11 protein-coding genes and 1 pseudogene are annotated in these 15808 nt (G+C 50.5%); 9 read left to right on the top strand and 3 right to left on the bottom strand.

The window, feature by feature from the left end; genetic code table 11:
* Positions 1-24 precede the first annotated feature (24 nt).
* Positions 25-882: a 2OG-Fe(II) oxygenase gene (locus tag ACN0YR_RS24025; RefSeq protein ID WP_417851751.1), complete on the top strand. Its 858-nt coding sequence runs from the start codon at positions 25-27 to the stop codon at positions 880-882.
* A gap of 237 nt (positions 883-1119) precedes the next feature.
* Complete coding sequence (locus ACN0YR_RS24020; RefSeq protein ID WP_417851763.1) at positions 1120-3642, top strand: DEAD/DEAH box helicase; 2523 nt, start codon at positions 1120-1122, stop codon at positions 3640-3642.
* A gap of 64 nt (positions 3643-3706) precedes the next feature.
* Here the strand turns inward: ACN0YR_RS24020 and ACN0YR_RS24015 are convergent, their stop codons facing one another.
* A complete protein-coding gene (locus tag ACN0YR_RS24015) occupies positions 3707-5062 on the bottom strand; it encodes a Gfo/Idh/MocA family oxidoreductase (protein WP_417851750.1) in 1356 nt (451 codons plus the stop codon).
* A 343-nt stretch (positions 5063-5405) separates the two neighbouring features.
* Between ACN0YR_RS24015 and ACN0YR_RS24010 the strand changes: the two genes are divergently transcribed.
* The 4 genes from ACN0YR_RS24010 (at position 5406) to ACN0YR_RS23995 (ending at position 11530) form a co-directional block, all read left to right on the top strand.
* Complete coding sequence (locus tag ACN0YR_RS24010) at positions 5406-6422, top strand: AAA family ATPase (RefSeq protein WP_417851749.1); 1017 nt, start codon at positions 5406-5408, stop codon at positions 6420-6422.
* A gap of 598 nt (positions 6423-7020) precedes the next feature.
* Positions 7021-7602, top strand: a complete 582-nt coding sequence (locus ACN0YR_RS24005) for a response regulator (RefSeq protein ID WP_417851748.1) — start codon at positions 7021-7023, stop codon at positions 7600-7602.
* Between the two features lie 331 nt (positions 7603-7933).
* Entirely contained in the window at positions 7934-9121 is a 1188-nt protein-coding gene (locus ACN0YR_RS24000; RefSeq protein WP_417851747.1) for a sensor histidine kinase, read from the top strand.
* Between the two features lie 168 nt (positions 9122-9289).
* On the top strand, positions 9290-11530 hold the full coding sequence (locus tag ACN0YR_RS23995; RefSeq protein ID WP_417851746.1) for an O-antigen ligase family protein: 2241 nt from the start codon (positions 9290-9292) through the stop codon (positions 11528-11530).
* 48 nt (positions 11531-11578) lie between these two features.
* Here the strand turns inward: ACN0YR_RS23995 and ACN0YR_RS23990 are convergent, their stop codons facing one another.
* Together ACN0YR_RS23990 and dapF are read right to left on the bottom strand one after the other, a co-directional pair.
* Entirely contained in the window at positions 11579-11974 is a 396-nt protein-coding gene (locus ACN0YR_RS23990; protein WP_417851745.1) for a hypothetical protein, read from the bottom strand.
* A gap of 200 nt (positions 11975-12174) precedes the next feature.
* Entirely contained in the window at positions 12175-13008 is an 834-nt protein-coding gene (gene dapF, locus ACN0YR_RS23985) for a diaminopimelate epimerase (RefSeq protein ID WP_417851744.1), read from the bottom strand.
* A 753-nt stretch (positions 13009-13761) separates the two neighbouring features.
* On the opposite strand from dapF, the gene ACN0YR_RS23980 reads away from it, so the two are divergent.
* The 3 genes and pseudogenes from ACN0YR_RS23980 to ACN0YR_RS23970 form a co-directional block, all read left to right on the top strand.
* On the top strand, positions 13762-14370 hold the full coding sequence (locus ACN0YR_RS23980) for a superoxide dismutase (RefSeq protein WP_417851743.1): 609 nt from the start codon (positions 13762-13764) through the stop codon (positions 14368-14370).
* A 576-nt stretch (positions 14371-14946) separates the two neighbouring features.
* The gene (locus ACN0YR_RS23975) at positions 14947-15348 is read left to right on the top strand and encodes a DUF4279 domain-containing protein (protein ID WP_417851742.1); all 402 of its coding nucleotides are present in this window, start codon (positions 14947-14949) and stop codon (positions 15346-15348) included.
* 234 nt (positions 15349-15582) lie between these two features.
* Positions 15583-15808 (top strand): annotated as a pseudogene (locus ACN0YR_RS23970) (hypothetical protein); the annotation flags it as partial.

The following is a 15808-nucleotide window of genomic DNA, read 5'->3' as shown; positions in this document are numbered from 1 at the left end:
TTCGGCGTCCTTTGGGGATCGTCCTTGAATCTGTGTCGTCGACAGATTACGGACTCGTCCGCGATCGCTGCAAGATCAGTCTGCCTCGTTGTTGAGACACATCTTGACACCGGGGAATGTTTGCAAGATGCTTCCCTGAAAGGACTTTTTGTCATCAACATCGCCAACTTCGAATATGTGTTGGCATCACACAATAAAGATCTTATGAGCGAAGGATCGTCCATGTTGGATCAAACGACTTCGATACTTTCGGAGGAAACTCTCAATGGACCAGAGACAGTGGTCCTCAAAGAGCCGTTTCCAATTTTGATTGCATCGAACCAGCTGCCAGCGAATCTCGCTGAAGAGATTGATCGGGATTTCCCGCAATACACGGGAGCTGGTTATTTACCGCACGAAGAGAAAGACTGCGGACAGACCATCAATACAATTGTCAGCGAGATGACATCTCGCGAGTTTGCGAACAATCTTGGAAAGCATCTCGGAGTTCCGAATCTGGGTGATTACCCAACGATGGTTTCCATTTGCCGGTCGCTCAACAAGAAACATGGAAACATCCATACCGACAGCAATTCGAAGATCGTAACTTGCCTGCTCTACCTGAATCCGGGTTGGCTGCAAAACAGTGAAGGTTGCCTCCGGTTCCTGCAGCGGATCGATAGCTTCGAAGATATGGTCGCTCCGGAGATTCGACCGGTTTATGGTTCGCTGGCTGCATTTCGTCGTGCTGACAATTCCTTCCACGGACATCTCCCGTACGAGGGCGAACGCCGAGTGATTCAAGTTGCCTGGCTCACAAGCGAAGAGGAAAAGCTGCGTAAAACGAAACGTGGAAAAATGTCTCGTTTCTTAAAGTGGATGACCAGTTCGCTGGGCAAATGATCCTCAAGCCGTTTTCGAAATCATGTGAGCGTTCAGCTTCGTGGAGTTCAGGCTCTTTCCTGGACGAACGATTCCTTCACATGCACCGAAAGCACTCTCAGAGTCAGTTTTCGAACCAGTTCCAAAACATCATCAGCGAAACGTCTCGAAGACCTGTCAGGTTTCGAGGCGTTTTTTTATTCTGTTGCAGTTAATTGAATACTTATCAGGAGAGATGGATTGCCTTCCGAATCTGAGATGGACTCACAGATTGATCGAGAAGAACTGGTTATTCAGTATCTGGACCAGATTCCGTATGCCCCTTATCCCGTGCAGGAGGATGCATTACTCACATGGTTTGGTGAGGGGGAAGGAATTCTTGTCTGTGCTCCGACTGGGACGGGCAAAACGCTCATCGCAGAGGCCGCGATGTTCGAGGCGCTGCACACAGGCAAAGTTGCATACTATACCACTCCATTGATCGCGCTCTCTGAGCAGAAATTTGATGAGTTACAAGAGGCTGCAGAACGATGGGGTTTCTCTCGGGATGATGTGGGGCTGATCACCGGAAATCGACGCGTTAATCCAAATGCTCCTGTGCGTGTGGTAGTTGCTGAAATTTTATTGAATCGACTGCTCGGAGCTGAAGAGTTTGATTTCGATAACGTCTCTTCCGTGGTGATGGACGAGTTCCATAATTTCAACGACCCACAGCGTGGCGTCGTCTGGGAACTTTCGCTTGCCCTGCTTCCGAAGCATGTACGATTGATGCTGCTCTCTGCGACAGTCGGGAACTCCGTCGACTTTTTGATGTGGCTGCGACGCGAACACGATCGCAAGATTCAGCTGATTCAGGAGAGTGAGCGAAAGGTTTCTCTGCAGTTCAATTGGGTCGGCGATGAATTGCTGGGAGAACAACTTGAGCAAATGCAGGACGGGACTGAAGAAACCCGCAAGACCCCTGCTCTCGTGTTCTGCTTTAATCGTCAAGAATGCTGGACCGTTGCCGAGCAACTCAAAGGAAAAAGCCTCTTGGGAAGTGGTCAGCAGAAAGCACTGGCGGCGCGGCTTGATGAATGGGATTGGAAGATTGGAGCGGGGCCAAAACTGAAACAGCTTCTAATGCGTGGAGTGGGAGTTCACCACGCGGGAATGCTGCCGCGGTATCGGCGGCGTGTCGAAACATTGTTTCAGGAGAAATTACTCTCGGTTTGTATTTGCACCGAAACACTCGCCGCCGGAATCAATTTGCCTGCGAGATCGGTAGTGATGACAACTCTCCTGAAAGGTCCGCCGGGGAAGAAATCGTTGGTCGATGCCAGTTCGGCTCATCAAATTTTTGGTCGTGCTGGGCGCCCGCAGTTTGATACCGAAGGTTATGTCTTCGCGATGTCGCATGAAGATGACGTCAAAATCGCCCGGGCCAAGGCGCAGTATGACCAAATCCCAGAGGACACCAAAGACCCGAACTTGATTCGGATGAAGAAAAAACTCAAGAAGAAAATGCCATCGCGCCGGGCCAATGAGCAATACTGGAACGAAGAACAATTTCAGAAAGTAATCGATGCGCCGCCGCGAAACCTTTCCAGTCGCGGAGACTTGCCGTGGCGTTTGCTGGCGTACCTATTAAAGGTCTCTCCCGACGCGGACCGGTTGCGAAAATTCGCCAACAAGCGGCTTCTCTCAGTCAAAGATAAAGAGAAAGTCAATGAGCGGCTCACCAAACAATTACTAACTCTCTACTCAGGTGATTTCCTCGAGCTTGACCCGCCACCTCCGGAGAATGTCGTAAAAGTCTTTCGGGACTGGCCGATCCCCGAGGACCTTTCTGCTCCTCCCGCAGAAGCTGAACCAGTCGAGGAAGAGGAAGAGTTCGGAGCAGGTTTGGAGCCTGCACTCTCTGATGAATCTGAAAGTGGACAAGCTGAAGAGGACTCGAAAGACGAAGAAGCACCCGCCTCGATGGGAACATTTGGAGCTCTACTTCAAGAAGCACTGGTGGAAAATTCAGACGACAATGAAAAGCCCAGCACCATCAAGAAAATCATCCACCCTTCTCTCGTCGACCAGAAAGAGGAATACATTCCGCACCGGGCAACTCCGACCGAGAGAATGTCTCAGCTACTCAGTTTTCGTGGTTGTCATCCAATCTATGGAACCTATTTACTGGATCATCTGGGCATTGCAGATAAAGCTGAACGAATTCAACTCCTGGAAAGCGTCTTAGAAGTTCCTGGATCAATGATTCGAGACGTCCGGGTTCCTGGTCCGGAGGAACTTCCGCCGGGACCACTGGCACTGCACCGAATTGATCCCGAACTGATGGGGCGCGGGCTAATTTCTCAAGCCGAACTAGACCCCGATTCTGTGGAACCGGAACTTGACAACTTTGGTCGAGAAATCCGCGTCTGGTCTGTTCCACTCGGAGACAAAATGCGGAGATTGTTCGATTCGGATTATCCTCACGTTAACGACTTGAGGACACGCTCTGCCTGGATTGTTGGTCAACTGCTGCACTTCGGCGGCGACTTTCAAAAGTACGTCACCACGAAAGATCTCACTAAACAGGAAGGCGTGATCTTTCGACATCTGCTCCGCATGATTCTCTTATGCCAAGAGTTCAGCCAGTTCTGTCCTATCGGAGCAGAACATGATGAGTGGTCCGCAGAAATGAACGAGATCAGCGATCAACTCACCGAAACCTGTCGGCAAGTCGACCCCGAGAGTACTGACAAAGCACTCGAAGCAATGGCAGCGAGCCCGGACATCACACAAGGTTGAACATAAAAAATTAGCCGGACACTTCACTTCGAAGTGTCCGGCTAAAGAGTTCTACTCTGCAGGTCTACAAACTCCAGCCGGTACGCGGTTCGCGTCCGAGGAATTTGTTCGCGTCTGCAACATTGGTAATTTTCAGATTTGCAGCGTCCCATTCGATCTTTTGGCCTGCACGGAATGCGACATTACCGAGATGGTTTGCCTCAGTGAGCGGTCCGGCATAGCTGAACGGGCTGCCTGTTGGTGTCCCCTCTTTACAGGCGATGAGCCATTCTTCGTGGTGTCCGGGTGAGTTCTCAATGAACTGCTCGGGACGCTTGAAGTCTTCGAACTTCTCTTCGGGTAAGAGGACATGCTTGCCGTAATCGGAAAGCAACATTCCATCATCACCAACAAAGAGGACGCCGCTGTCCCATTGTGGGATTCCGCCATTCTTCCAGATTTCCGGCTTGTGATCTCCTTGATACCAGGTCAGCGTACATGCTGGCATATTGCCACGAGCATTGTACTCATAAACGGCAGACATCGATGCTGGTGCAATTTCCGGATGAGGCTTCGGACCGAAGGCTTCAATCGCAGTCGGAGCATCGAGATTCAATGCCCAGAACGGGAGGTCGTTCCAGTGGCTGCCAAGATCGGACATGGTTCCGTTTCCGAAATCCCACCAGCGATACCATTTTGGTCCCGGGAAGTAGACTTCGTGATACGGCCTCATCGGAGCGGGGCCGATCCACAAGTCCCAGTCGAGGTAGCTGGGCGGAGTCATCGCTTCTTTCGGACGCTCGCTCACGAACACGCGATCTTTATTTTTCTTCGAATCTTCTTCACTTTGAAGCCCCCATGCACGTGATACCCAGACATGGGCTTCACGAACCGGACCAATGGCACCGGACTGAATCAGCTCGACGACTCGCCGGTAATTTGGCATGCCGTGAATCTGTGTTCCCATCTGTGTTGCGACGCCCGCCTTGGCAGCTTCATTCATCACCAGACGTGACTCAACCACATTGTGCGTCAGTGGCTTTTCGCAATAGACATGTTTTTTCAACTTGAGCGCCGGCATGGTGGCGTAAGCATGTGCATGCTCTGGAGTGCTGACAACGACTGCATCGATGTCGTCAGTGTTGTCTTCATACAGTTTGCGGAAGTCAGCATACTTCCGGGCTTCAGGAAAGAGCTTTGAAGCGATTCCCAAGTTCTGTTTGTTTACATCACACAGTGCCACAACGTTGACGCCGACGTGGTTCTGTCGAGTGATCGAACGAAGATTCGAACCACCTCGACCACCGACTCCGATGAAGGCAATATTTAATTTTTCATTGGGAGACTTGGCGAGCAAGTTGCCGGGCTTGGTCATTGCCACCGTTGCAGCGGCTGCCGACGTTGCGAGGAAGTCGCGACGGCTGAAGTTTGTCTGTGACATTATATTATCCGTTTCTGAGAAAATATCTGGAGGTCATTGAGTATAACGAATCGATCAACGATTGCATCAATCATCGACGATATCACCCAGTATGAGCGTTCCGATCAATATGGTGAACCCTATTCTTCCCAATCTCTGCTTTTCACGTGATTCGTCACTTTCATTCATGAATCTTGAATCACAGTTTTTCATCTCCAGCAAGAATTCGCGTCCATTTCTCGCCAAATGAAAAGTCGCTCGCTAGGATGTGAAGTCTGAAGATTCTGGAATCGCTCCAACGTTTCAAACGATTTTGACATAGGAGCTTCCAGTCATATTCCCAATGAACTGAAGTGGTGTCATTTTGGCGAGTGAAAAAAAAGACTTCGATGATTTCCTGGAAAAGTTCAAACGTCATCATGACGTGATGGTGGATGAGTTACATAAAGTCATCGTTGGACAGGACGATGTCATCGAACAGATTCTGTCTGCCATCTTCACCGGTGGACACTGCTTGCTGGTTGGTGTGCCGGGATTGGCGAAAACGCTGATCGTCAGCACCATCGCAAGAATTCTCGACGTTCAGTTTCATCGAATTCAGTTTACACCCGATTTGATGCCGTCAGACATTACCGGAACGAATGTGCTGGAAGAGTCTGAAGATGGGAAGCGGCATTTTCGATTTGTTCAAGGCCCAGTTTTCACCAACATTCTTCTGGCCGACGAAATCAACCGGACGCCGCCGAAGACTCAGGCAGCCTTGCTCCAGGCGATGCAGGAACACGAAGTGACCGCAGGTCAGAATACGTATGACCTGCCCGATCCATTCTTTGTCATCGCAACCCAAAACCCGATTGAGCAAGAGGGAACCTATCCCCTGCCCGAAGCGCAGCTCGACCGATTCATGTTCAACATTAAAGTTGATTACCCGAATCTCGAAGAGGAAGAACAAATTCTCACGACAACCACACGTGGTGAGAAAGCAGACGTCCGCAAAGTTCTCTCCGCAAAGTCAATTCAATATCTGCAACGTCAAATCAATCAAATCGAAGTCGCTCCGATCATTATCACCTACGTCGCCCGACTTGTTCGAGCGACACGCCCCGGAGATGGTGGGACTCCAGCTTTCATCAAGGAACTGATCGATTGGGGAGCCGGACCACGAGCTGGGCAATACTTGATTCACGGAGCTCGGGCAATTGCAGCGATGGACGGACGTCCGACAATTTCCTTCGGGGATGTTCGTCGTGTCGCCATCCCGGTTCTCAGACACCGCATTTCTCCCAACTTCCAGGCACAAGCGGAAGGTTATGATTCCGACATGATCATCACCCGTTTGCTGGAAGAAGTTCCTGAGCCCGCAGTCCCCAAGTACAGCTAGAGCATCTTTCGAATTGGTTTGCAGGTTCTGCCTCGTGGCGAACAGTATTTTTACTAGAGAAATGCGTCCTTCACGGGCACACGGTAGAGCAAACTGCTCTAAACATCTTCATTGTTTTTGTACCCGTGAAGACCCCATTCACTGCTTCGCAAACTGTTTGCCACGATACTTATTCGTCTCAACAATTTCGAAAATAGTAAGTACAAAACGACTGCAGCGAGCATTGAACACGAAGAGTCCAAGCATCAAAACTCTTCGATGACTTCCATAATCTCAAGTAACAACCTTTGAGAACTTCACGAAGGCTTGGTAGTTCACGCTGCTAAAACGCTATTGACCGAATCCATAAGATAGATACAATCGGTTTATATGGGAACATCGGTAACTTTGAGACAACCGGTAGACCGAAGAAGCTTGGCGGACCTTCAGGAAGAAGGAACTTCGAACAGGGCTGTCTTCACAACTCCATTCCATTCATTGACTTACAATGAATTTTAAAGTTGGAAGTTGACCTGAAGCACTTCATTCGAGGACGCCTAGTGCCAGCTTGCGTGGACAAGCTGAACCAATGGAGGGAGCACAAAATGGAGGGTGCACAGTGAAGACCGTATTTACAACTGGCGAAGCCGCCAAGATTTGTAAAGTCAGCCAACAAACAATCATCCGCTGCTTCGATTCGGGACAACTCAAAGGATTTCGAGTTCCTGGTTCTAAATTTCGCCGAATTCCTCGCGATGTCCTCTACAAGTTTATGAAGGACAATGGAATTCCCACTGACGCTTTAGAGAGTGGGAAACGCAAGGCACTCGTCGTCGATGACGACCCGGATCTTGTCGAATTGCTGCAGGATGTCCTCGAATCTGATGGCAGATTTGAAGTGCGCGCCGTCAACAACGGATTCGATGCCGGGATGATGGTCAAAGAATATCGTCCAGACATCATCGTCTTGGACGTCATGCTTCCAGACATCAACGGAAAAGAAGTTTGTCAACGTGTTCGCACTGACCCAGCCATGGATGATGTGAAGATTATTTGCATCTCTGGAATGGTGGAAGCAGATAAAATCGACGGCTTGCGTGAAGCAGGAGCCAACGACTTTCTGCAAAAGCCATTTGAAATGGAAACGGTTCTTGAGCGAGTTTGCAAACTTCTCGATATGGAAGTTGGCGCAAAGAATTAAGGAAGCCCGAAAGCCGCTTCGAGCCAAAGCCTCCGTTGCAGAGCCCGGAAACAACGTGTTCACCCTGGGCCTGCACCTCTTCGCCCCTCGATCAGCAGCCTCATTTCGAGCAACATTTTGAGCACCATTGTTTGCGGCTGTCACAGGCCGCAAACGATCGTCGATCCAATACTGTTTTCCGTATTCCCCAGAGCAGTTTTTAAAAGATGTACGCGAACTGTCTCGTGGGCACGAGTGATTCATCTCATGAAAAGCGATTTTCGCGGACACAAAACGCATAGAGAAGCGCTTAATGGAATCAGAGTTTTCTTCGAGAATTGCGAGTGCCAACTTGAGTCTTAGGATCAATTCAAAAACACTCGCATTCCCGAGTGTCGAGAGCCTCGTCTCTGCAACACTTCCCTTTTCGACTGCGGAAGACCTCATCGAACGCCTCACCACAATTTGGTGCGAGGCGTTAATGCTGGAAGAGTGCATCTTTGTCTGGCGAAATTCGTTCACACGACAAGGAGAATTTTCGTACATCGATCAGCAACACGCGTTCGTTCGGTCAACTTTCCCCGGATCGGTTTCAACGGAATCACTCTTAACTTCAGTCCTGTCCGCACTCACCGAGTCATCATTAGACAAAGGGACCCAATGGCACTGGCTTGAACTGAATCTGGATGGAACAACGATCGGGTATGTCGGGATTGACGATGCGATTCGTGTCGAAGTCCCCGCGAGTTGGCTCTCAATTTCTGCGAAACTCCTGTCGACGGCACTCATCTGGGAATGGAACCTCAGAGAACAAAAACTGGCGGCCTTAGGTGAGTATGCTGCCGGAGCTGGACACGAAATCAACAACCCTCTGGCTGCCATTCAAGGTCGAACAGCTCAACTGCTACAAAACGAAACAGACCCACACCGCCAGCAACTCTTGCATACGATCGGTTCACAAACGTATCGAATTCGGGACATGATCGGCGACAGCATGCTGTTCGCTCATCCCCCTGCCCTGAAACTTGCCGAGTTGAATCTCACTCAGCTCATCGAGACTGTGGTGCATCAGTTCTTAAATGAATTTCATCGCCGCGAAATCTCCCTTTGGGGGAACCGCGACAAAAACACAAAAGTCACTGGCGACGAAACTCAACTCTCAGTGGTCATCGCAGAATTGATTCGCAACTCGTTAAATGCCGTAGAAGATGGCGGACGAATCGAAATCGACTGCTACCGCGAAAATGGCGGCGGACCTCCTGGCGGTCAGCTAAGCAGCGATCCAGACAAAAAGTCCGTCAGGAGTTCGAATGTCCTGCTACGGATTGCCGACAACGGTTGCGGATTCACACCGGAACAGAAGCAACATTGTTTCGATCCCTTCTATTCCGGAAGAGAAGCGGGACGCGGACTCGGCTTTGGTCTGTCGAAATGTTGGCGGATTGTGACGCAACATCATGGAACACTGGCATTATCTGAGACACCATCGGGCCTCACAGAATTTTACGTCTGCCTCCCTGAGAAGTTTCACAAGAATTAATCCCCGAGTCAGTCCCAAGAAGGTATTCAGGCTGACCCGCACAATCTGTCAGAATTGAGCTTCACTCTTTTCGGAATACAATGCGAGGAATGCCCCATTGATTCTCTCGCAAGGACGTGTCAGACTTCTTCAATAGCCCTGTCGTAAATTGAACTGGCCGAGACCGAAGTGAGTCAAAAGAAACGGAACAAATCCCAACCAGACAAGGCTGCCGCACCTGAATCCAGTTGGGGCGCGTTGGTGCTGGTGAGCTTGTTTCTCTGTCGATTTCTTGTCCCGACTGAGGCAGTTGATCAAGGCCACACGCTGTGGATCGCTTTTCTGTGGTTTGGGTTTGCTGCTCTCACCTTCTTTTTACGTTGGCGAGATTTACAGGCAGTCCAACTCCGTTGGTCCTGGCTTGATCTCGCTGTCGCAGCGATGGTTCTCGGACACATCTTTTCCGGAATCATGATATTCACCGGGACAGGAAACCAGCGTTCGGCTCTCAACATGATGTGGGAATGGGCTTCGTTGGGTGTTTTGTGGATGATGCTCAAACTGCATCTTCAGAATCGCCAGACCAGGCCGCTTCTTCTGAATGCCATCGTCGTGATGGTTGTCGCTTTGAGCGTTCTTGGAATCTGGCAGCACTATGTCTGGTTCCCACAACAGGCCCAAGCGTACGAAGCACTTGTTGATTACACTCAGCGAACGCAATCGGGCAAGAAGCTTTCATCTGAGGAACGGCAAGAGTTTCAAAAACTGACTGACGAGTACGGAACCGAAGTCGCAACACTTGATGCCTCAGCCAGAATGTCGATGCTCTCCAGAGTCCGAGACAGCGTCGAGCCGATTGGGCGTTTCGCGCTCACGAACTCGTTTGCCACGTTATTGATCGCCGCCCTGTTTCTACTTGCGAATCCGCTTCTGTTTGCACAAGACAAAGCAAACTTGCGAACAGCCATCGTACTGGGCAGCGCATTGATATTCGTACTGTTCTGTTTGATTTTGACGAAATCGCGATCCGCTTGGGCCGGGGCAATTGCAGGTGCCGTACTGTTGATATTGCTTCAATGGAAACGTTCACGTGTTGTCTTCACATTCCCACGCTGGACAGTTCCCTCAGGGATGCTTCTGCTGGCGATCCTGATCGGTTGGGCGACCATGACGGGGGGACTCGATCCACAAGTGATTTCGGAAGCTCCCAAAAGTTTGCAGTACCGACTGGAATACTGGACGTCGACAGCTCAGCTGTTAAGAGACAATCCGGTGTTCGGTGCCGGACCGGGCAACTTTCGGCAGCTGTATCTGAAGTACAAACTCCCGGGCGCAAGTGAAGAGATCATCGACCCGCACAATCTCTTTCTGGGAATCTGGGCGGGCGGCGGACTTCTTGCACTCATCGGATTATTGCTCTTCATTGCAGTGGTGATGAAAAATGGATTGAAGCCAACCGCCGAGACTGGTTCAGCAGTCCTCCCTCCGGCCGTTTCCATGCGAGACCTGATTACTTCTCAAATCCTTCCCATAGCTACCGTTCTCGGAGTTCTCTACCTGATTGAAGGCAGCTTCGAAGTTGTGTTACTTGGTGTTGGAGGAGTCTCGGTTCTGTTCGCGGTTTTCTTTGCTTCAAGCATCAATCAACGGAACATTCTCCCGGCATCAATCCTGGCTGCCTCAGTCGCAATTATCGTTCATCTTCTGGCAGCGAGCGGGATTGAAATGCCCGCAATTGTGATGATGCTCTTCCTGTTTGCCATGCTTGGTGAAGATCAATCAGAATCGCCGCTTCTCTCGACAAGTCTCGACAACCGCCGCTTGCTTGGCGTCGCAGGACTGATGACCGTTCTGGCACTCGGTTGTGTGAAGACAGCACTTGTCCCCGTGCGTTTGGCAGCCATCAGCATTCAAACTGGAAATTATCGCCTCATCTCTGAAGGCAACACGCAACTGGCGAAGCGAGACTTCGAGGAGGCTGCGACCGCTGACCCGCTCTCTCCAGAACCTCCGCAACAACTGGCGATGTTGAACTATCGTCTCTGGGATCAATCGAATCGCCGACGGACTGAATTTTTCGAGCAGGCGGTAGAAGAACTTGAGCAGTCAATCCGCCTCGACCCGACGGCTGTGGCTCGCATCCGGTTACTCGGTAACCTCTGGGATCAGCGATTCAAACAAACCCAGAATGTGGAACATGGACAACGAGCAGTCGAAACCTATCGGCAAGCGGTCGCGCTCTATCCAAACTTCTCCGCTCTTCAGGCAGAGTACGCAATTGCTCTCGACAGACTAAACGAAGATGCTACAAGCGTCGCTCAGTTCGCCTTGGAACTCGACGACTTAAACCGCACCAATCAGCACACCGACAAAGTTCTAGCAGACGAGATTCGATCTCAGCTCGAAGCCATCGCGAACTCGACCAGGTAGAAAATCGGCTGCCATCGCCTCTTCACAGTCACTCGATCAAACGTACTGTCAAACGTACTGCGTCGTCTCATCCGGCCGGAGAGCATTCTGAATCAAGATCAGATAGAAAAGGAATAAACCAGCTGGCAGGAACCAGGAGGAGAGTGGTTCGTTCTGTGCGAATTGCAGCGTGCTGACAAAAACTTCCACAAGCAACAGCATCACAATTGCCATTGAGAACAGAATTTGCCGAGATAAATTTGGTTTGCCATTTGTCACGGCATCCAATTGATGCACGCCAATCGCGGCTCGCAGAATCGCAGCTAGCATCGGGGCTAAAATCGCAATCGCGACCTCCAGCATATGCCCATCGCGCACCGTGTACCGAACCAGGAATGGAGAGGCTGCTATCGCCACGGGAAGCAAACCATCCAACGTTATATGCCGCATATTGTGTGTGATCATAGTTCTAAACCGACAATGACCAGGGACGAATCACGAATCTCCATCACCATCGATGGAATCACAAACTGTCAAACGTTGACTCAGCCCTATTTTCAACACACAACCTGCGCAGGTCAACAGAACACTGCATTTTCACGTGATTTTCGCCCTGAACGTATCATCCGGACGACGAAACTCATTGACCTCTTCAAGCTTTAAAATCAACTCGTCCATTCTCCGTGAAACACTTCGGTCGCTGGACCGGTCATATAGACTTCGCCAGTCTCCGCCCACTCGAGAGTTAAATCGCCGCCGGGGAGGTGACATAGCACCGTTCGGTCTGTCAGCCCATTCAAGACAGCTGCGACCGCAGATGCACAGGCTCCCGTTCCGCAAGCTTGAGTCTCTCCACTTCCGCGCTCCCAAACCCGCATAATCATTTCCGAGCGTGAAACAATCTGAATGAACTCTGCATTCACACGATTCGGAAACGCAGGATGCACTTCGATTTGCGGACCGATTCCGTGGACCCATTCGTCAGTGACTTCATCGACAAACGTAATACAGTGCGGGTTCCCCATCGAGACGCAGGTCACTTCCAGAGTCTTCCCCCCCACTTCAAGAGGAGCTTTCAAAGGTGGAGCCCCTTCGAGTGTCGTCGGAATGTCAGGACCATTGAGAATCGGTTTACCCATGTTGACTCGAACACGATTTGCCAGTCCGTCCTCAGCGAAAACCTGCAGCGTCAGAACGCCGGCCCCGGTTTCAATTTTCAGTTCTTCTTTCCGGGCAATGTCGTGATCAAAAACATACTTCGCAACACAGCGAATCCCGTTGCCACACATTTCCGATTCGCTGCCATCGGCGTTGAACATCCGCATGCGAGCATCTCCCTGCTCCGACGGACAAATGAGAATCAGCCCATCGCCACCAATGCCTGTATGTCGATCACTCACTGCCCGAGCCAAGGCCGGAATGTCCTGAGGAAGTTGTTCCTCGAAACAGTTAACGTAAACGTAATCGTTCCCTGCTCCGTGCATTTTTGTGAATTTCATCGCAGCCTCTATCTCAATCAATCATCTTGCCTGGAAAATCAAAATCGAACCAGACCGGAAACCTGCGGAATGGTCACTTTTCTCACTGTTTGAGAGAGCAAATCCAGCTTTCTGGGTCAGTTCTATCAATTGACGCATGAAAAGAAGTCGATGCCGAAGAGCCCCCGGACATTGGTCCGGAACTGCTCGATTATTTAGAACTGATCCTGAAACTTGAAATTGCTCTCTCAAACGTTGAGGAAAGCGGCTATTCCAGAGGTTTTCGGACTGGTTCTAGCCATCGTGCTTCGACTCATTTTGAACGCTCAAACATTGGAGAAAAGCCCTTGGAATAAGGAGTTTTCTTCAGCCTTTGAGCGACTATTTCAAGTTTCTGAAACAATCAAAGTCTCTTTGCTTGTCAAAGTTTCTTTCCGCAGAACATCGATAAGTTGCCGCTGGAATGACGCCAAGTTGTGACAACAGGTTCGACTTCATCGAGAATTTATCAAAACCGAGCCAGGAACTCACCTCGGACTCTGCCGTTGGTGACACCGATCAGTATATTCCTGTTCTTCGGGACATGATTGATTTCTCGCCCCGACGGTTGTGAGGTTCTCCCGACTGTCTAAAATGGAGGTGACGAACAAAACCATGCCGCGGGCAGCGTCATCTGTGTCAGAGAGCCCACAAGGGTTGACGTGCACAAAATCAGAGTGCGGTTTTGTTTCGACGTTCTCTCATTCAAAGCCTGATCAAACAATGGAGCATAACATGGCTTACACTCTCCCCGACCTCCCCTACGCTGCCGATGCACTCGAACCGAACATCGATGCCAAAACGATGGAAATCCATCACGGCAAGCACCACGCTGGCTACGTCGCAAAGCTGAATGCTGCTCTGGAAGGTCATGATGATCTCGCAGCGAAGTCCATCGAAGACCTGATGAGAGGTCTTTCCAGTGTTCCAGAAGCGATCCGTGGAGCCGTTCGCAACAACGGTGGTGGACATGCCAACCACTCTCTGTTCTGGACCATTCTCTGCCCCAAGGGTGGAGGCAATCCATCCGGTGAACTCGCAGACGCAATCAACGCCACATTCGGCAGCCTGGACAAATTCAAAGAAGAATTTGCCAACGCCGCCGCCACACGCTTCGGCAGTGGCTGGGCCTGGCTCTCAGTCGATGGCGGTAAGCTCGTCGTCGAAAGCACACCAAACCAGGACACTCCCCTTTCCGAAGGCCGTACACCAATTCTCGGCCTCGACGTTTGGGAACACGCCTACTACCTGCACTACCAAAACCGTCGTCCCGACTACATCGCCGCATTCTGGAATGCCGTCAACTGGGACGAAGTCGCCAAACGCTTCGCCGCTGCGAAGTAAGCAAAGAAGTTGAATAAAAAATGAACAGAAACGGCCCGGTCTCAATGAGAGCCCGGGCCGTTTTTTCATTTATAGAAGCAACTGACAATCCAAGTGTGGTAGGCTGTCAGAGTGTAAAAGTGAAAGCTGAACTGGGCGGGGTGGCCTTGTTTAGAACGGATAGCGTGCCACGGTCTCTGCGAGCCATGCGAGAGTAGATGCAACATTTTGCGATATGATAACGTCCAGCAAGAGCGATCACTCCGCACCGCACGGTTGGCACAACCGTGGCACGAAAGATTCATCATTACCAGGACCACCCTGCCCTGGTCAAGCGCCCGAGCACACCTTGGAGATGAAGATGTCCCCCTGAAGATTGATCAGGTCGATTTACGGTGAAATCAACCCCCAATTTCACGGCTCACAGAGCCGTGGCACGAACACTTATTCCTTCAACCAGGCCACCCCGCCCAATGGGTAAAGACAGCGAAATTATACTTGTTCCCGTTAAGAAAGGGTCGTTAGAACCTGTCGAAACTCCATATAAGTTCGATGATTTAATTGACTTTTTCCCGTTAGATCGGTAAGGATTAATCAATGCCAGACGAATGCCCAGAAATCTCTGCATCATTTGTAGTAGGAGGTGACGATTTCGATACTGCAGTTCTTTCTCAGCTTATTGGCTTGCACCCAACACGTGTGTGGCATCAAAAAATACAGTACCTTCGAGAGCGTTCTGACATATCGAATTGTGAATGGGAGTACAAACTTGACAAGCTGGAATGCTGGGCTATCGATGATGCGGTCCAAAAAGTGCTCGATGCGTTTTGGGAGAAAAAGAACGACCTAAATGACTTTATCGCAAGCAAAAAGTTGAAGTTGACAATTGCCCTTTATGTTTACAACGAAGAATTCAATCCTGAATATGTGATTTCGCTCGATACAATGAAACGCCTAGTCGAATGCAAAGCGGAGTTCTGCATGCAACTCGATGAATAAGGCTGAGGCTGGTCGCTCGGTTAGATGAGCAAGGTAGTCAGGCTGTGCCTGACGAACTGAGTAACGTGGAGTTGTTACACAATCATTGAGAAAATGTTGAGCAAATTGAGAGTCCACGGTCCAAATGTCAGCAATACGTTTTGTTTCGACAACGAACCTCGCGGCGGGGTGGCCCGGTTGAATAAATGAAATACGGATGTGCCACGATTGTGCCTGGCAGAGTGGACCGACTGAATGAGTGAAATATGGGAGTGCCACGGCTGTGCCAGCCGTGCGGAGTCACGGCTCACAGAGCCGTGGCACGAACACTTATTCCTTCAACCAGGCCACCCCGCCACGAACACTTATTCCTTCAACCAGGCCACCCCGCCACCAGAGTCGACCCCCAGGATCAGCGTGGTCGAAGGAAAGCGTTCACGTCGTCGTATCTGGCAACCTGGAGGCGGCTATGATCGAAATG

Origin of the sequence: Thalassoglobus sp. (genome assembly GCF_048270125.1) — a bacterium.
Lineage (GTDB): Bacteria > Planctomycetota > Planctomycetia > Planctomycetales > Planctomycetaceae > Thalassoglobus.
Note: the sequence above shows the minus strand (reverse complement) of the source record. Positions and strands in the feature narration are given on the sequence as shown.